The organism is Kaistella chaponensis (assembly GCF_900156725.1).
Classification (GTDB): domain Bacteria; phylum Bacteroidota; class Bacteroidia; order Flavobacteriales; family Weeksellaceae; genus Kaistella; species Kaistella chaponensis.
The window spans coordinates 56,082-72,867 of record NZ_FTOI01000008.1; the positions used below are offsets into that span (position 1 = coordinate 56,082).

Consider the following 16,786-nt stretch of genomic DNA (forward strand, 5'->3'; position numbering starts at 1 on the left):
ACTGAGAAGAGTAATATTCATTATTTTAAAAGTTGAAGCGATATCCCAAACTTAAACTCAGGAAAACAGAATGGTTGTAATATTTCTGAATCTCCGGATTTTCGTTGTAAACATTGGTCGAATAATAATTGACTCTTCCGGTGGCAAAAACAGCTTGATATCCTTCCGGATCTAAAATGTAGATGGCTTTTCCACCAATATTAAATCCAATTCCGGTATTTTTTAACTTTTCATTGTTATGATCTAAAAAAGTGCTCGATTGATTGTAGTAACTGAAACCCGCCATTTCTTCGACCAAAAATTCTTCGGAAATCTTTTCGCGGTGCGTGAGAAAAACATCGATAATCGTCAAAGTTGGGGACGCGATGTTGCCAAAAATATTCTTGCGTTCATAGATCACGTTTGAGAAAAGCATGCTATAATCCAGACCAATCCCAAAATTAATCGGAGTCATCAAGTTTCCAGAGAAGCCAAATCCGTAAAATGGTTGTAAATCTTTAGAAAGAGAATTATTACCGATGGGTTTTAGCATAATAACTTTTGTTTCGATATTAGAAACCACATCGAGTTTCTTCTTTTGACTTAAAAGTAGGGAAGTGCAACCTAAAAAAAGAAGGTGAAATATTCTCATTACTTTAGTTTTATTTCGTTGAAAGTAATGGTCGTTGTTCCCGCAGGAATATTGATTTGCAGAGAATCGGCAGAAAGTACAGACCCAGATTTGGATGCTTTGAAAGATTTTACTTTAGCATTAAAACGCAAGGAAAAAGATTCGGAAAGAAGCGGTCCCGATAAGGTAAAATCTCCCGCATCGGTAGGAATTGCTTCTGCAACAATGGCATTGTCGCTTTTGATCAACACCTTTATTTTTGCTAGTTGCAGGGAAGTTTCTGTGATCTTACCGTCCACATATGCGCGCGAGTTTTCCCGCGTTTCTTCTTGGCAACCCAAAATCGTAGAGAAGATAAAGAGGTAAAAAAGAGGTCTCATTAAATTTTTTTTAAAGGTAATAAAAAAGCCTCGAAAAAATTTTGCGAGGCTTTGTCAATTAATTTTGAACGTTATTTTGTTTTGTATCTTTTATCGGGAGTGCCATCTTTTTTCAAATGTTCGTTGGCTTTGTATCTTTTGTCTGGTGTTCCGTCTTTTTTTAATTTAACTGCTGAATTTGATGCAGCTGGTTTTGCTGTTGCAGCAGCTGGTTTCGCAGTTTGCATTTTCACTGCTTTTGCAGGTGCTGTAGTTGTTTTTGGAGTAACTTGTTGTGCGGTTCCTAATCCAAGTCCAAAAGCCAAAGTCAATACGGTGAATAATTTTTTCATTGTTTTAAAAAGGGTTAAGTTAATAATGTGTTTTTTTTAACAAAGTAAAATTATACAAATAATTTTCTCAATCATTTTTAGGTGATCACTTTAACCAAATTTTAACATGTCGTTCAAGGTTGATGTTGCCATTTTTTTAGGATCAGTAACCAAATGAAAAACCGCCTTGTGAACGATGAGGATCGGACAGCTTATTTTATTGTCAAATACCTATCTTTGCATCTTAAAACGATTTCGGAAAAGTCCCGAAATCGCTTTTCTGTTTCATTATCAGTTATTTTTAAAGTTCATTTTTGCCTTTAAATCAAGATATGCCGTTAAAAAAAATCACCGAAATATTTCTACCCCAACTTTTACATTTAGGATTTGGAAAAGAATTGTTCACCCAACTCGATCAAAATAAACACCTTGCAGTAAAGTCTTTTGCAGGTTCATCTCCTTCTGTATTCGCTGCTGAATTGTTTTTAATTAAAAAGAAATCGGTTCTTTTTTTGACCGATGATAAAGAAGATGCGCTATATATTACCTCAGAATTAGAGGATTTATTAGGCAAAGAGAATGTTCTTTATTTTCCGCCAACACATTTAGAACCTTATCAAATTGAAAAAACGCAGAACGCTAATTTGGTTTTAAGAACCGAGGTTTTGAGCCGAATTCATCAGGATAAAAAACCAAGAGTAATGATTGCCCCTTTTTCCTCACTGGCTGAAAAAGCGATGAAGAAAGAGGATTTCAAAGCGATTTCTCATACCATCAAAACTGGTGATCAGTTAGATTTTGATTTTACGGAGGAACTGTTGCATCAATTTAATTTTAATCACACCGATTTCGTTTCTGAACCTGGTGAATTTTCCGTCAGAGGAGGAATTGTCGATGTTTTTTCTTATTCTAATGAAGAGCCGTATCGTATTACTTTTTTCGGGAATGAAGTGGAAAGCATTAAAACTTTCGATATAGAAACCCAACTTTCAAAAGAAAAAATCAAGGAGTTTCAGTTGGTTTCCAATATGAATTTTTCAGTTTTGGGAACCAAGGTTTCTTTGTTTGATTTAGCCCCGAAAGATTTAGTTGTAATCACGAAGAATGCTTTTGTAGGAATCAATACAATTAAAAATTTCTACGCAAAAGCGGAAGAGAAATTTGGAACCTTAAGTACCGAAATCAAACATCAGAAGCCAGCGGAACTTTTTGTTTCTGAAGAAGATTTTGTTAAGGATATTAATAAATTTGAATGGATCGATTTTTCGATACAGGAAGTAAAAGGAAGCACCGCGACAATCGTTCAGTTGAATCAAAAGCCACAACCGATTTTTCATAAAAAATTCGAATTATTACTCGAAGATTTAGAGGAAAAACAAAATGAGGGTTTCGAAACCTGGATTTCTTTTTCGACCGAAAAACAGCAGGAACGCTTAGAATCTATTCTAGAAGATTTAACTGCACAGAAGTCTTCTTCGGAAGATCATGATGTTGCAGCATCAAAAGTTTTATTCAAATCCTTCCGGTCTGAACTTCATGAAGGGTTTGTCGATGTCGATCACAAAATTTCGGTCTACACAGATCATCAGATTTTTGACCGCTACCAAAGATTTAAAGCCAAAAACGCTTTTGCTAAATCAGAGCAGATTACGCTGAAAGATCTGATGCAAATGAAAGTCGGCGATTACATCACGCATATTGATCACGGGATTGGGAAATTTATGGGTTTAGTCAAAGTGAACAATAATGGGAAAGTTCAGGAATGTTTCAAATTGACTTACAAAAATGGAGATTTGCTGTATGTGAGCATTCATTCCTTGCACAAAATTTCTAAATACAATGGTCCAGACGGAAGAGAAATTGTTTTATCAAAACTCGGTTCTCCTGCGTGGAAATCTTTAAAACAAAAAACAAAAGCGAAAGTAAAACAAATTGCTTTTGACCTCATCAAATTATACGCGGAAAGAAAAACAGCGAAAGGATTTGCATTCGCGCCAGATTCTTATTTGCAAAATGAACTCGAAGCCAGCTTCATTTACGAAGACACTCCAGATCAGGAAAAAGCCACCCTCGATGTGAAAAATGATATGGAAAACGATAACGTAATGGATCGTTTGATTTGTGGCGACGTAGGGTTTGGAAAAACTGAAATTGCGATCAGAGCCGCCTTTAAAGCCGCAACAGACGGAAAACAAGTAGCGATTTTGGTTCCAACAACCATTCTCGCGTTCCAACATTACCGAAGTTTTAAAGAAAGACTCAAAGATTTTCCTGTGACGATTTCGTACATGAACCGGTTCCGGTCGGCGAAACAAAAAGCAGAAACTTTGGAAGGTTTGAAAACCGGAAAAATAGATATCGTGATCGGAACACATCAATTGGTCGGAAGTTCGGTGAAATTTAAAGACTTAGGTTTATTAATTATTGATGAGGAACACAAGTTCGGCGTTTCGGTAAAGGATAAATTGAAAACGTTAAAAAGCAATATTGATACTTTAACGCTTACGGCGACTCCAATTCCGCGCACTTTGCAATTTTCTTTGATGGCGGCGAGAGATTTATCAGTCATCAAAACACCACCACCAAACAGACAACCGGTGGAAACACAAATTGTAGGTTTTAATGAAGAAATGATTCGCGATGCAATTTCCTATGAAATTCAGCGCGACGGACAAGTTTATTTCATCAATAACAGAATTGAAAATTTAAAGGATATTGCAGGATTGATACAGCGCTTAGTTCCTGATGCTAAAGTAATTACGGGACACGGACAGATGGAGGGGAAACAACTGGAGCGCAATGTTCTCGATTTTATGGAAGGAAAATATGACGTTCTGGTTTCTACCACCATCATCGAAAGTGGTGTAGATGTACCAAATGCAAACACCATTTTTATCAATGATGCTCAACGATTTGGTATGGCAGATTTGCACCAAATGCGCGGAAGAGTCGGGCGAAGCAACCGGAAAGCTTTCTGTTTTTTGATTACGCCGCCTTTTGATATGATGTCGTCTTTAGCCAAGAAAAGACTAGAAGCAATTGAGCAGTTTTCAGATTTGGGAAGTGGTTTTCAGATTGCGATGAAAGATTTGGAAATACGTGGAGCAGGCGATTTATTAGGCGGTGAACAAAGCGGTTTCATCAATGAAATGGGATTTGAAACTTACCAGAAAATTATGCAGGAAGCCTTGGAAGAATTGCAAAATGATGAGGAATTCGAAGATATATTTGAAAATGAAGAAGACCGTAAAAAGCTCTTTAAATCTACAAAAGAAGTGAATATCGATACTGATTTAGAATTAATGTTGCCCGATTTTTATGTTCAAAGTATTGAAGAACGATTGTCGCTGTACCAAAAACTATCAGAAATTCAGAATAAAGAAGAACTTCGGAAATTAGAAAGTGAGTTGGTTGATCGGTTCGGAGATCTACCCGCTGAAGCAATTAACCTGCTGAAATCCGTAGAACTAAAATGGATCGCTGCAGCAATTGGTTTTGATAAAATCGTAGTGAAAAACGGAATTTTTCTGGGTTATTTCCCTTCAAATCCGCAAGATAAATTTTACCAGAGTGACAAGTTTAGAAACATTATCGCGTATTTAAACCGGAATCCAAAAGAAGCCACCTTAAAGGAGAAAAGCAGCAATGAAGGAAATCAGCTGATGATGAGGAAGGAAAATGTTCAAAATGTAGATGAGGTAAATACAGTTTTGGAAAGAATTCTGGGAAATTAAACCATCTTTTTACATTTCTAAAAAAAGACTACTTTTGCTTAAATTTAATGAATGATGAATAAAATTTTAAGTTTACTAACTTTTGCTTTCAGCATAGTGATTTTGTTTTCTTGTGAACCAAACCGCGATACCAACGGGGATTACCTTATTGGAGTAAATCAATCTGGTGGAACTGGTGGTGGAACAGGTGGTGGAACAACCGGTCGCCTTCTGAAGAAAATAATTTCACATGAAAAAAATGACGAAACAGGTCTTTTTGAAGATACCGAAATGACTTTCAATTATACAGGAAATAAATTAATTTCCACGAAAGATGATAGGGGAGAAGTAACTACTTTCAGTTACAATGCAAACGGAAAAATGGATAAGATTGTAGCAACCGGGCAACTTACCACTTTCGAATACAACAATAATAATGTTTCTAAGACCGTTACGGAAATTGCAGGAGTTGCAAAATTGACAGGCAACTTTTCTTATGTTGCCGGAAAATTAACAAAGACGATTTCTATTCAGGAATATACGTTGCCAATTCCTATTAAAAATTATGTAGAAACCACCTATGAATATCAAGGTGCAAATATTTCAAAAGGAATTATTAAGGCCGGAATATATTTACCGAACGGAAATCTGGAAATGAATCCGGAAAGCACCGTTATTGATTTCACTTACGATCAGAAAATTTCGCCATATTCCTTGTTGCCAAAAGAATTTGCATTTTATGTATCTGGAATCGCACCACAAGGAGTTGCATTTTTTTCTAGTAATAATTTAACAAAATATGTAATAACTGTCGGTGGAATGCCAGAGATTGTTAATTACAGCTACGAGTATGATTCAGCTGGTTATGCTTCAAAAATGGTTGAAGGAGAAGATTATACAAAATACGAATATTAATAAAATTTCTACATGAAGTACCTCATTGTAGGCCTCGGAAATAAAGGAGAAGAATATACTGAAACCCGGCATAATGTCGGGTTTAAAGTTGCAGAAAAAATTGCAGAAACTTTGGGAGTTCCTTTTAAATCGAGCAATTTTGGTTTGTTGGCAGAAGGAAAATACAAAGGTCGAAAAGTCTTTATTCTGAAACCCGATACGTATATGAATTTATCGGGAAATGCCGTAAAATTTTGGTTGCAAAAAGAAAACATTCCAATCGAAAATTTAATGATTGTAACCGATGATTTAGCGCTTCCTTTCGGGACTTTGCGCATGAAAATGAAAGGTTCTGATGCCGGTCACAACGGTTTGAAAAGTATTCAGGAACAATTGCAAACCAAGAATTATCCACGTTTAAGATTTGGGATTTCTGCAGAATTTTCGGAAGGAAAACAAGTAGATTATGTTCTTGGAAAATGGAATGAAGTAGAAAAAGAAAAACTCCCCGAAAGAATCGAGAAGTTTTCTAAAGCCTGTCTGTCATTTGTTTTCGCGGGAATTCAAAATGCGATGACGGGTTTTAATGGGAAATAATGATTCCATAAGTCATTACAACCAGCTTACAACGCCGGTTTCTACATCATAATTGGCTCCTATAATTTTTATTTTGCCTTCATTTTCTAAATTTCGAAGCGTAGAACTTTGCTTGCGGATTTCATCTATGGCATTTTTTACGTTGTGATGGTTCAATCTTTCAAGCAAATCGGTATTTGAAGAGGAGCGTTCTTCGCCATCTTCGATGATTTCATTGATAATGGGATTAAAATGACCAATCAGATGATTCAAATTATCCATTCCCAAATCTTCAATCTGGGCAGAATCTAAACCTCCTTTTAGTGCGCCACATTTGCTGTGTCCTAAAACGACTACTAATTTAGAACCGGCAACATTGCAACCAAATTCCATAGAACCTAAAATGTCCTGGTTCACAAAATTTCCTGCAATTCTAATACTGAAAACATCGCCCAAACCTTGATCAAAAATAAGTTCTGCAGAAGTTCGGCTGTCGATACAGCTTAATACTACTGCAAAAGGCCATTGTCCGGCGCGGGTTGCATTAACCTGTTCCAGTAAATCTCGGTTTGCTTTCAGGTTATTTACAAATCTTTGGTTTCCTTCTTTTAAAAAATTTAAGGCTTTATCTGGAGTAACTGTTGTCTGTGTTTCTAAAGTATGTGCTTTCATAATATTTTTCTGTTATATAAAGTTTAAAATTGATGGTGCGTTTTTATCGAGGTATTATTTCCGACCAGAAACGCCACTTTTGAATTTCTAATTGTTGTTACATTGCTCTTCTGTGTTCAATGACTACATGAGAATCTTTGTCTTTGGTATAATCTTGATACGAATTGGAAGTTCGAAAGCCAACCAATCGAACGGTTATATCTTCTTCTTTTGCCCGAATATTTGCAAAATCCTGTATCATTTCCAGAATATCATTCGCAATATAAGAAGTGCCTTTTGCATCGATGGTGACTACAGAATTTGGTTTAATGTTTTTTAATGTTTTCTTGATCGCTGCTTTATTTAAAAAGGAAACTTCTTCTGCTAATTTCATCGTAATTTCATCGGCATCATCCAGTTGTTCCTTACTTAGATAGTATGCTCTTTTCATATTTCCCTGTAAAATATAGAAGATAGAAATTAACAATCCGATCCCGACTCCTTTTAATAAATCAAGGAATACAACCGCCAAAATTGTGGCAATAAACGGGATGAATTGATATTTTCCGAGTTTCCAGAAATGCATGATCGTGGCTGGTTTTGCCAATTTGTAACCCACCAAAATCAATACTGCTGCTAAAGTTGCAAGCGGAATTAAATTTAAAATGAATGGAATTGAAAGCACACAAATCAACAAAAGTGCTCCATGAATCATCGTGGAAACTTTGCTGGTTGCGCCAGAATTTGCATTTGCAGAACTTCGTACAACAACAGAAGTCATTGGTAATCCACCAATCACAGAACTGATTAAATTTCCAATTCCTTGAACTTTTAATTCGAGATTAGTGTCTGTAATTCGTCTTTGTTTATCCAAACGATCCGAAGCTTCAATACACAAAAGCGTTTCAATAGAAGCTACAATTGCAATTGTTGCTCCTACAATCCAAACTTTCGGATTAAAAAATCCCTGAAAATCTGGAAAAACAATCATGTTTTTAAAGTCATCAATGTTTTGCGGAACAGGCAAGGAAACCAAATGTTCTGGCCCAATTGCCAACGAGCTTCCGGTAGCTTTAAAAATAAAATTGAGCAAAATTCCTGAAACTACTGCAACCAAAGCGCCGGGAATCATTTTCATTTTCTTTAAAGCCGGAACCTTTTCCCACGCCAAAAGAATTCCGATGGAGAAAACAGTGATTATGATTGCTCCTAGATTAATTCCCGCAAATAACTCGGTGAAATAATTAGGGTTGAATCCATTCGCAAAAAGGCTTTCATTTCCTTCAAAATCTTTATCAAATCCCAATGCGTGTGGAATTTGAGTCAGGATAATGATGACTCCAATTCCGGCCAACATTCCTTCGATGACGTTGTTTGGGAAATAGCTGGAAATACTTCCTGCGCGAACAAAACCTAATATTAATTGTAAAATTCCGGCAATTATACCGGCACATAGAAATAATTCAAATGCACCTAAATCCGTGATTGCTGTTAAAACAATTGCTGTTAATCCTGCAGCCGGACCAGTAACTGAAATGTTTGAGTTGCTGAGAAATCCTACCACTAATCCACCTACAATTCCGGCAATAATTCCCGATAATGGTGGTGCTCCAGATGCCAATGCAATTCCTAAACAGAGCGGAAGTGCTACTAAAAATACGACGAGACCTGAAGGAAAATTTTCTTTAATTCCTCCAAACACTGAAAAAGCTTTTTTCTTCATTTTAAAAAAAGATTGTATGGTATTGATCTACATAGAAAATACGCAGAGCAATACAAAAGATTGAAATTTAATTTTGAAATCAAAAATGGGTGCCCCGTTTCTAAAGAAATGGAGACCTCAAGTTTTTTGTAAATGAAAATTAAGCTTCTGGAGGAGGGGAAAATATGGTAAGAAATGGTGATAAATGAACGGAATCATCCATCATATCGAAAGATCTGCGATGCAAATCGTTTCCGAAAAATTTCAGGAAATCGTGAACATTCAAAGTTTTAGGAATGTTTTTTTCATTGATGACCAATGGCGCATGCTGTGTTTCTTCTTCAGAGATGACAACATTAGACGTGGGTAAATCCCAATTGAAAATTGTGGCCATACTTGGTAAAGCCATAAAATTCAAAAAAACCGTTAATGTAATAATACTCCAAAATTTCATGCGTAAAATACTTTTTACTAATCGCGTGCAAAAATAGAAAACTTTTGCTGGTCTAAACAAATTAGATGAGATTTTTATTTTTTTTTCTGCTCATGACCCAATCGGAATCGGTGAGGTTATAAATTTTTTGAATGTCCTTCAAGATTTTCTCGAAGTCAATCTCCAAATCAATAATTGTTCCCGTTCTCATGTCAAAAACCCAACCGTGAACGACCGGATATTCGTCTAGCAAATACTGTTCCTGAACTACGGCCATTTTAATTACATTGATGCACTGTTCCTGAACATTAAGCTCTACAAGGCGGTCATAACGTTTTTGTTCATCATCGAAAGCATCTAATTCCTGTTGATGCAATCTGTAAACATCCCGAATATTTCGCAGCCAAGGATTTAGCAAACCCAAATCCTGTGGAGTCATTGCTGCTTTTACACCGCCACAACCGTAATGTCCACAAACAATAATGTGTTTGACCTTCAAATGTTCTACGGCGTATTGGATCACCGCAGTGGAACTCATATCCAAAGCATTCACCACGTTTGCAATATTTCGGTGTACAAAAAGTTCGCCAGGTTTCATCCCCATCATTTCTTCTGCAGAAACACGGCTGTCTGAACATCCAATGTAGAGAAAATCTGGTGTTTGTGTTGCCGAAAGATTTTTAAAAAAATCTGAATTATTCGCAACTTGCGATTCTACCCATTTTTTATTATTCTCAAAAATAGCATCGTAGGATTTTTTCATATCAATTTGGTTAACGTAGAAATTCGATTAGGCAATTATTGAACATTGATTTTATTCCATACAAAAATATGTTTTTTGTGATAAATGTAAGCGACTTCAAAGAAAGAATGATATTTTTGTAGGCAAATACATTTTAATGAAAACCATTGTCCAACAACTTTTGCCTACGCTTACCGAACAGAACTATACTGATGAGTTTCGAAACCTAAATATCGACAGTATTGATTTGGTTTCCTTGCGCGTGGAAGTTGAAAATAAACTGGGTAAAATGATTCCCAATAAACAATGGCTTTCATTCAACAATCTTCAGGATATTCTTAACTATTGCGACGAACAAGGTTTTGGAGGTTCAAATAATGTTGTAAAAACAATTTCAGAACCCATTAATACAAAACACAATTTCATCAACATGCCGCAGTTGTGTTTAGAAGCACTGTCAGAAAACTGGCTTTTTAAAGAAGCCGGAAGTTTGCATTGGGATTTGCTTTGCGAAGGTTTAGGCACTTCTTCCTCTGCTTTGAAAGATGATTTGGGGAATCGCCTATACGCGACTTTTGTAAGAATAAGAATCGAAGGAAACGGTAATCTCAGTGATTTTAAAGAAAATAATCCTTATGATTTTAAAGCAGAACTTTCACGTTTCGGGATGGGAATGTTTTTCAGCAATACCCAATTTAGCTCGGTTGATAAAAACATCAAAATCGATATGATGACAAGTTTCTCTGTTAGAAAATCGACCGGTGATAATAAAAGTCTGGCGAAAAGTCAACCAACTGTAGAACATTGCGACATTAAACAACACGCAGAGTTTCCTATTTTTGGGAATGAATATCGGTTGATTAAAAAGAATGAATTAAAAACTTTTTTCTACAAAGATTATATTTTCCATATTTCAGATGAGCAGCTGTATTCTTTCGAATATTCCTTAAATCCTTACTATGATTTAAATGGAGTTGGACTTTTATATTTCGCGTCCTATCCCATTATTAATGATTTCTGTGAACTGCAATTCTTTAATGGACAAGGAGACTTGAAATGGGAAGAAAATTATTTCACTTTGTTTCGAGACGTGATGTATTATGCGAACTGCGATTCCCGCGACAAAATCATTTATGTTTTAAATTCGGTAGAAAACCTTTCAGAAAACAGAGTGAAATTGTGCAGCACCTTAGTTCGCAAATCAGATGGAATGATGATGGCAAGGATTTTCACCATCAAACAGAAAGGAAATTTTTAAACTTTATTATTGATGTAGCCTTCGGTCGCGTTGTGAATATTAAAAATTCTGCACGGATTTCCGATGACCAGAGAATTGTCGGGAACATCTTCTGCAAGGTAAACGTTGGGCGCAATTAAGACATTGTTCCCAATGGTGATTCCACCTACGATTACAGCGTTTGGTCCAATCCAGACTTCATCACCAATAATTGGTGTGCCAATAAATTTACCACGGTTGGCTTGAGCAATACTTACACCTTGCGCAATATTGCAGTTTTTGCCGATAATGACTTTTGGATTAATAGCGAGCAAACCCCAATGTCCAAGATATAAACCTTCGCCAATTTGAGTTTCGGGATAGATTTGAAAACCATACTTGATCTGATAATGCCGCAAAACCAATCGCCAAAATTTTCCTAAAACGGTATTCTTAGGATGTTTTTGAGTAGTTCTAAAAAGATAAATAAAATGCAGATTCGGATTGAAACATTTTTTAAATATTTCAAATTTAGAAAGCCATTTTCCGCTTTCTCGGTAGAAATCTTTTTGTAAAGTAGTTTTTTCAGACATTAGAACAAAGATAAAAGAAAAAAGATTTATAATTCATCAATAATTTTCATGATTTTCTGCACAGAATTTTCCAGATTAAAAGGCATCTTATAATTTTTTAATTCACTTTCATATTTCTTAAAATCTTCCGGATTTTGCAACGCTTTTTTCATTCCATCATAAATTCCTTGTTCTGAATTTTCGATAATTAAACCCAATTTACCATCATCCAACATTTCCCGAACACCGGAAACATCAGTTGCGATGATATTTTTTTTCAATGTAATCGCTTCAAACAAAACCGTCGGAAAACCTTCATATCTGGAACTTAGAATATAGAAATCTGCGTTTTTGATTTGAGGATATGGATTATCGGTAAACCCAAAAAGTGTTGAAGTTTCAGTAACGCCTAAATCTTTCTGTAAATTTTTGATATTTTCAAAATCGTAACCATCACCAAGAATAAGAATTTTATGATGAAAACCTTCATCTAACAATCTTTTGTGAACTTTCAACAATCGATCAAAACCCTTTTGCGGAAAAACCGTTCCCACAGAAACGAAAGTTGGATCTGGGTTTTGAGTTCCGAGATTCGAGTTTTTGCTTCTTGCTTCTTGACTCTTTAAAATAATTTCCTCCGTATCCAAAGGATTATAAATTCTAACAATTTTGTTCTTTTCTTCTAGATTTTGAGTTAAATTATTGAAATCTTGCTCTATTTTTTCGGAAATGACCATGATTTTATCAAAACCAAAAAACTTGCGAAATTCTTCATCGGTATAATGGTATAATTCCGTTTTCTTTAAATCATTATGAATCCAAACCAGTTTTTTTGATGATTTTAATGGTGAATTTAATATTTCATCCCGAAAACCATGAATCGCCGCGAATTCAACATCATATTTTTTTCCCTTTAAAATAAATTGATAAAGCAGATTCGGAAATTGTTTCAAAAGCTTTTGATAGATCACCCGAAATGCTTTCACAGGAATATCCTGCAGCCGATTGGTGGTGATCATTTCGCCTTTATTCAAATACAAAACATTGATCCAAGCGGGAACTTCTGGCAAATATTTCCCAGAATATAAATTCAGTAATAGATCGATTTCGTATCTATTTTGGGGCAAATTTTTCAGAAAAGTCACTAAAACTTTTTCTGCGCCACCATGACGAAGAGAACCAATTCTAATGAGGATTTTCTTTTTGGTTGCCACAGAACTATTTTATTTTTCTCGCTTTTTTAAATTTATAAGGAAGATTTGCTTTGATGTAAAGATCTAGCTTCTTTCTATCTTGCTCCAATTCTCTAGGATATTCTGCATTATTGCTTAATACGACATCACCATAATCTTCAATCGTACAAAGAAATTGCGCAGGATTTCCTATAAATACGCAGTTATCGGGCATTGACTGAGAGAGAACAGAATTAGCGCCCAAAATACAATTGTTTCCCATTTGCACATCTTGCGTAATTACAGCGTTTAAACCGATGGTGCAGTTGTTTCCGATTTTTATTCTTCCAAATATTCTGGCATCTTCATAGCCAGGTAGTTTGCGCAAAAGCGTGGTGGTACCGCCATGATTAACGAATCGTACATTCGCTGCGATATTCACATCATCGCCAATTTCAATGAGATAAGGCTCTGTTCCAAAATATACGGTATCTGGTGTATTGAAATTCTTTCCAACTTTCATCCCTCTTAGAATACAGCTGTTCACATTCGCTTTATTGATCATGCTTTTCCAAAGAGAGTTTAATTTTAGTATTATTCGGTGAAATAAATACATCATGTTTATTTGAAGGTTTTTTTGATTACTTTTGCAAAGTAAGATTTTTTTATGATAAAAATTTCAAAGATTGAGTATTATTTGCCCGAAATAATTCTTACAAATAAACAACTCGAAGAAGAATTTCCAGATTGGAGTTCTGAAAAAATTGAGGAAAAAGTTGGCATCAGACAACGACATATTGCAGGCGAAAATGAAACCGTTTTGGATCTTGCTGTAAAGTCTTCGGAGAAAGTTTTTAAAAATTACGATCGGGAAAAAGTTGATTTTATTTTGTTTTGTACACAAAGTCCGGATTATTTCTTACCTACTACAGCTTGTCTTTTGCAAGATCGATTGGGTTTACGAAAAAACATCGGAGCTTTGGATTTTAATTTAGGTTGTTCTGGTTTTGTCTACGGATTGGCTATGGCAAATGGATTATTACAATCTAAAATCGCAAAAAGTATTCTTTTGGTAACCTCTGAAACCTATTCTAAGCATTTAAATAAAGAAGACAAAGGCAATAGAAGTATTTTCGGTGATGCTTCTGCTTCATGTATTGTTGAATTAGATGAAGATTCCGCTGCAATGAAATTTGTTTTAGGAACGGACGGTAGTGGAGCAGAAAACTTGATTGTAAAAAAAGGGGGCTTTAAAAAAGACTATTCCATCAATGAAAACACTGCTTTTCCCCCAGAAAATTTATACATGAATGGTCCAGAGATTTTTAATTTTACGATTGAAAATATTCCCGGATTAGTCAGTGATACTTTAATAGAAAACGAAATTGCTTTAGAAGAAGTCGATTATTTTATCTTTCACCAAGCGAATTCTTTTATGCTGAAATATTTACGAAAAAAAATTAAAATCCCAGTAGATAAATTTTATATTGGCATGTCTGAAACTGGAAATACCGTTTCGGCGACCATTCCCATTGCACTAAAAGACGCGCTTGATCAACACCTCATTAAAGAAGGCGATAAAGTTCTTATTGCGGGATTTGGAGTGGGCTATTCTATGGCATCCACAATCATTACGATTTAAAAAAAACACAATATTATGAATACACAAGATTTTTTGCTGAAATTACAGGAAGAACTGGAAGAAGAAGTAACCTTACAACCAGAAACCAATTTGAAATCGCTCGAAAGCTATGACTCTTTGGCTTTACTTACCATCATTGCATTTGTTGATGAAAATTTTAATAAAAAAGTGGAAGCAAAGCATTTTAAAGACATTAAAACAATTGATGATTTAATGATGGTGATCGGCAAAGAAAATTTCGAAGGTTAATGGGACTTTTCTCCCTTAGTAACAAAACGATTTTAATTACAGGAGCCTCTTCCGGGATTGGAAGAAGCTGTGCCGTTCAATGCAGTAAAATGGGAGCAAGTTTGCTCTTAATGGGTAGAAATGTCGATGAATTAAATAGAACCGTTTCCGAACTACAACCCGGAACTAAGGTCGAGATGATCGTTGCTGATTTTAGCAAGATGGTCGATCTAGAATTGTTGATCGCCGAAAAAATATTGACCATCGGAAAGATTGCCGGATTTATTCATTGTGCAGGCGTCGAGAAAACGCTTCCGCTGAAAAAACAAACTTCGGAAGTTTTTCAATCCATCTTTGACATTAATGTTTTCGCAGGCTTTGAATTAGCGAAAATTATTTCACTCAAAAAATACAAGGCAGAAAAAGCAAGTTTTGTTTTTATCGCATCCGTTGCAGGAATGGTTGGTGAAAGCGGAAAGACGATTTATTCTGCAAGCAAAGGTGCAGTGATTTCTGGCGCAAGATCAATGTCTATGGAGCTTGCAAGAAGTGATATTCGTGTAAATTCTATTAGTCCAGCCATGGTTAAAACGCCAATTTTAGAGAAAATGTTCGATGGAATTGGAGAAGAAGCTAGTCAAAATATCATAAAAAAGCATCCTTTGGGAATAGGAGAGCCAGAAGATGTTGCAAATGCGTGTGTTTTTTTACTTTCCGATGCTGCAAAATGGATTACGGGAACTAATTTGGTTGTAGATGGTGGTTACACTGCGCAATAATTATTTTTCTAAAATTTGCTCCATCATTATTTCAATGCTTTCAAATATTTTTTTGTTATCAAATTGATCTTCAATATTTTGTAGATTGTTTTTTATTTCCGAAATCAAAGGTTTATCAGTTAAGAACCTTTTCATTGAATAGTACATCTCCTCTACTTTATAAGGGATTAAAATCCCCGTTTTTTCAGGAGCAATCATCATCGAAATATCACCTGTATCGGTTGCAATAATCGGTTTTTGCAAAATTAATGCTTCAGCAATTACCAAAGGCCAAGCTTCAGATTCAGACGGAAGGATGAAAAAATCTGCATTTTTGATATACGGATATGGATTCATCTTGTTGCCCAGTAAAATGAAAGTGCGCTCTACCTTATTTTCTTTAATTAATTTTTCTAAATTCTGCCGATGTTCTCCTTCACCGACGATTAAAATTTGATGTTCGTGTCCTTCTCTAATTAATTTCGTGTGCGCTTCAATGAGTTTGTGATATCCTTTTCTGTAATGTAATCTTCCCACAGAAACAAAACTTGGTTTTTCCGAAAAAGGTTCTATTTTTTCTGCTGCTTTTACTTTTATTTCTTCAAAAGAAATGGCGTTAATGATCACTTTTTCTACCGGAAAATGAAGATCCGGATGATGAATGTGCATTAAATCTTTTATCTTTTGCGAACAATAAACCATTACATCAAACTGGGGAAATTGTTTTAAAATTTCTGGCAACAATGGCTTAAGTCCAGGAACATTGATCTCGGAATGAAACCAGCCAATTTTTTTAGAATTTTTATTGCTCGAATTTAAAACCGACTCAAAATCATTGTAAGTCATTCCAATTTCGATGTCGTAGTACTCTCTAAGGTATTGCCTGTCAATTATTTCCGGGTTTTTCCTTAGTTTTTCAAGTTTCTTTTTACGTTGATAAAGCTGAATTTTTTGCAGAATTATATTTTTAGAAAAATCTTCTTTTCCCTCTGCTAAATAGAGTTTCCGAATGTGTGGTGGAAATTCATTTCGAAGTTCGCCTTGATTTAAGTTGAGGCAAACTGTTATTTCAAATTTTTCCGGATTCAGGTTGTTCACGATACTCAGCATCACTTTTTCTACACCACCCATTTCCATGGAACGGTGGCGGAAAAGGAGTTTTATTTTCTTCTGCGAATCTGTCATT

Annotated in this window: 18 protein-coding genes; 7 read left to right on the forward strand and 11 right to left on the reverse strand. The window is 35.4% G+C overall.

All coding sequences use genetic code 11. The annotated features are described in order from the left end of the window. Window positions 1-25: 25 nt before the first annotated feature. The 3 genes from BW932_RS09305 to BW932_RS09315 all read right to left on the reverse strand — a co-directional run bounded on the left by BW932_RS09305 (window position 26) and on the right by BW932_RS09315 (window position 1,322). Window positions 26-631: a hypothetical protein gene (locus BW932_RS09305; RefSeq protein ID WP_076387230.1), complete on the reverse strand. Its 606-nt coding sequence runs from the start codon at window positions 629-631 to the stop codon at window positions 26-28. After that, window positions 631-990 carry a hypothetical protein gene (locus tag BW932_RS09310; protein ID WP_076387231.1) on the reverse strand — a complete coding sequence of 120 codons (360 nt, stop codon included), beginning with the start codon at window positions 988-990 and terminating at the stop codon, window positions 631-633. Before BW932_RS09310 ends, BW932_RS09305 begins: the two co-directional genes overlap by 1 nt. A 71-nt stretch (window positions 991-1,061) precedes the next feature. Then, complete coding sequence (locus tag BW932_RS09315) at window positions 1,062-1,322, reverse strand: hypothetical protein (RefSeq protein ID WP_076387232.1); 261 nt, start codon at window positions 1,320-1,322, stop codon at window positions 1,062-1,064. A 311-nt stretch (window positions 1,323-1,633) separates the two neighbouring features. On the opposite strand from BW932_RS09315, the gene mfd reads away from it, so the two are divergent. The 3 genes from mfd to pth are packed head-to-tail and all read left to right on the forward strand — an operon-like array spanning window position 1,634 to window position 6,505. After that, window positions 1,634-5,035 (forward strand): transcription-repair coupling factor, encoded by a 3,402-nt coding sequence (gene mfd / locus BW932_RS09320; protein ID WP_076387233.1) that lies wholly within the window; start codon window positions 1,634-1,636, stop codon window positions 5,033-5,035. A gap of 51 nt (window positions 5,036-5,086) precedes the next feature. Beyond that, entirely contained in the window at window positions 5,087-5,929 is an 843-nt protein-coding gene (locus BW932_RS09325) for a hypothetical protein (protein WP_076387234.1), read from the forward strand. 12 nt (window positions 5,930-5,941) lie between these two features. Further along, complete coding sequence (gene pth, locus BW932_RS09330) at window positions 5,942-6,505, forward strand: aminoacyl-tRNA hydrolase (protein WP_076387235.1); 564 nt, start codon at window positions 5,942-5,944, stop codon at window positions 6,503-6,505. A gap of 15 nt (window positions 6,506-6,520) precedes the next feature. Here the strand turns inward: pth and BW932_RS09335 are convergent, their stop codons facing one another. The 4 genes from BW932_RS09335 to BW932_RS09350 form a co-directional block, all read right to left on the reverse strand. Further along, entirely contained in the window at window positions 6,521-7,156 is a 636-nt protein-coding gene (locus tag BW932_RS09335) for a carbonic anhydrase family protein (RefSeq protein WP_076387236.1), read from the reverse strand. Between the two features lie 97 nt (window positions 7,157-7,253). Continuing rightward, window positions 7,254-8,858 carry a SulP family inorganic anion transporter gene (locus tag BW932_RS09340; protein ID WP_076387237.1) on the reverse strand — a complete coding sequence of 535 codons (1,605 nt, stop codon included), beginning with the start codon at window positions 8,856-8,858 and terminating at the stop codon, window positions 7,254-7,256. Window positions 8,859-8,997: 139 nt separating this feature from the next. Beyond that, a complete protein-coding gene (locus BW932_RS09345) occupies window positions 8,998-9,291 on the reverse strand; it encodes a hypothetical protein (RefSeq protein ID WP_076387238.1) in 294 nt (97 codons plus the stop codon). A 61-nt stretch (window positions 9,292-9,352) separates the two neighbouring features. After that, on the reverse strand, window positions 9,353-10,033 hold the full coding sequence (locus tag BW932_RS09350) for a carbonic anhydrase (RefSeq protein ID WP_076387239.1): 681 nt from the start codon (window positions 10,031-10,033) through the stop codon (window positions 9,353-9,355). A 136-nt stretch (window positions 10,034-10,169) separates the two neighbouring features. Between BW932_RS09350 and BW932_RS09355 the strand changes: the two genes are divergently transcribed. Then, window positions 10,170-11,270 (forward strand): Pnap_2097 family protein, encoded by a 1,101-nt coding sequence (locus BW932_RS09355; protein ID WP_076387240.1) that lies wholly within the window; start codon window positions 10,170-10,172, stop codon window positions 11,268-11,270. On the opposite strand, the gene BW932_RS09360 is transcribed toward BW932_RS09355, so the two are convergent. The 3 genes from BW932_RS09360 to BW932_RS09370 are packed head-to-tail and all read right to left on the reverse strand — an operon-like array spanning window position 11,267 to window position 13,537. Further along, window positions 11,267-11,821 carry a serine acetyltransferase gene (locus tag BW932_RS09360; RefSeq protein ID WP_076387241.1) on the reverse strand — a complete coding sequence of 185 codons (555 nt, stop codon included), beginning with the start codon at window positions 11,819-11,821 and terminating at the stop codon, window positions 11,267-11,269. The genes BW932_RS09355 and BW932_RS09360 overlap by 4 nt on opposite strands. Window positions 11,822-11,847: 26 nt before the next feature. Further along, window positions 11,848-13,014, reverse strand: coding sequence for a glycosyltransferase (locus tag BW932_RS09365; protein ID WP_076387242.1), 1,167 nt, complete (start codon window positions 13,012-13,014; stop codon window positions 11,848-11,850). Between the two features lie 4 nt (window positions 13,015-13,018). Beyond that, window positions 13,019-13,537: an acyltransferase gene (locus BW932_RS09370; protein ID WP_245820703.1), complete on the reverse strand. Its 519-nt coding sequence runs from the start codon at window positions 13,535-13,537 to the stop codon at window positions 13,019-13,021. 102 nt (window positions 13,538-13,639) lie between these two features. Here BW932_RS09370 and BW932_RS09375 point away from each other — a divergent pair, with 102 nt between their 5' ends. From BW932_RS09375 to BW932_RS09385, 3 genes are read left to right on the forward strand one after another with little or no spacing between them, the layout of a single operon-like run. After that, window positions 13,640-14,614, forward strand: coding sequence for a 3-oxoacyl-ACP synthase III family protein (locus BW932_RS09375; RefSeq protein ID WP_076387243.1), 975 nt, complete (start codon window positions 13,640-13,642; stop codon window positions 14,612-14,614). Between the two features lie 15 nt (window positions 14,615-14,629). After that, on the forward strand, window positions 14,630-14,863 hold the full coding sequence (locus BW932_RS09380) for a hypothetical protein (RefSeq protein WP_076387244.1): 234 nt from the start codon (window positions 14,630-14,632) through the stop codon (window positions 14,861-14,863). Continuing rightward, window positions 14,863-15,621 carry an SDR family NAD(P)-dependent oxidoreductase gene (locus tag BW932_RS09385; protein ID WP_076387245.1) on the forward strand — a complete coding sequence of 253 codons (759 nt, stop codon included), beginning with the start codon at window positions 14,863-14,865 and terminating at the stop codon, window positions 15,619-15,621. The genes BW932_RS09380 and BW932_RS09385 overlap by 1 nt, the downstream gene beginning before the upstream one ends. On the opposite strand, the gene BW932_RS09390 is transcribed toward BW932_RS09385, so the two are convergent. Next, complete coding sequence (locus tag BW932_RS09390) at window positions 15,622-16,785, reverse strand: glycosyltransferase (protein WP_076387246.1); 1,164 nt, start codon at window positions 16,783-16,785, stop codon at window positions 15,622-15,624. It lies immediately after the preceding gene. Window position 16,786: the final 1 nt, after the last annotated feature.

Bases quoted from the DNA above. Each gene is read 5' to 3' on its own strand.
- BW932_RS09380 (WP_076387244.1), top strand. From the start codon at position 14,630: ATGAATACACAAGATTTTTTGCTGAAATTACAGGAAGAACTGGAAGAA.
- BW932_RS09315 (WP_076387232.1), bottom strand. From the start codon at position 1,322: ATGAAAAAATTATTCACCGTATTGACTTTGGCTTTTGGACTTGGATTA.
- BW932_RS09345 (WP_076387238.1), bottom strand. From the start codon at position 9,291: ATGAAATTTTGGAGTATTATTACATTAACGGTTTTTTTGAATTTTATG.
- BW932_RS09355 (WP_076387240.1), top strand. From the start codon at position 10,170: ATGAAAACCATTGTCCAACAACTTTTGCCTACGCTTACCGAACAGAAC.
- BW932_RS09350 (WP_076387239.1), bottom strand. From the start codon at position 10,033: ATGAAAAAATCCTACGATGCTATTTTTGAGAATAATAAAAAATGGGTA.
- BW932_RS09310 (WP_076387231.1), bottom strand. From the start codon at position 990: ATGAGACCTCTTTTTTACCTCTTTATCTTCTCTACGATTTTGGGTTGC.
- BW932_RS09390 (WP_076387246.1), bottom strand. From the start codon at position 16,785: ATGACAGATTCGCAGAAGAAAATAAAACTCCTTTTCCGCCACCGTTCC.
- BW932_RS09385 (WP_076387245.1), top strand. From the start codon at position 14,863: ATGGGACTTTTCTCCCTTAGTAACAAAACGATTTTAATTACAGGAGCC.
- BW932_RS09340 (WP_076387237.1), bottom strand. From the start codon at position 8,858: ATGAAGAAAAAAGCTTTTTCAGTGTTTGGAGGAATTAAAGAAAATTTT.
- BW932_RS09305 (WP_076387230.1), bottom strand. From the start codon at position 631: ATGAGAATATTTCACCTTCTTTTTTTAGGTTGCACTTCCCTACTTTTA.
- BW932_RS09335 (WP_076387236.1), bottom strand. From the start codon at position 7,156: ATGAAAGCACATACTTTAGAAACACAGACAACAGTTACTCCAGATAAA.
- BW932_RS09360 (WP_076387241.1), bottom strand. From the start codon at position 11,821: ATGTCTGAAAAAACTACTTTACAAAAAGATTTCTACCGAGAAAGCGGA.
- BW932_RS09370 (WP_245820703.1), bottom strand. From the start codon at position 13,537: ATGATCAATAAAGCGAATGTGAACAGCTGTATTCTAAGAGGGATGAAA.
- pth (WP_076387235.1), top strand. From the start codon at position 5,942: ATGAAGTACCTCATTGTAGGCCTCGGAAATAAAGGAGAAGAATATACT.
- BW932_RS09325 (WP_076387234.1), top strand. From the start codon at position 5,087: ATGATGAATAAAATTTTAAGTTTACTAACTTTTGCTTTCAGCATAGTG.
- mfd (WP_076387233.1), top strand. From the start codon at position 1,634: ATGCCGTTAAAAAAAATCACCGAAATATTTCTACCCCAACTTTTACAT.
- BW932_RS09375 (WP_076387243.1), top strand. From the start codon at position 13,640: ATGATAAAAATTTCAAAGATTGAGTATTATTTGCCCGAAATAATTCTT.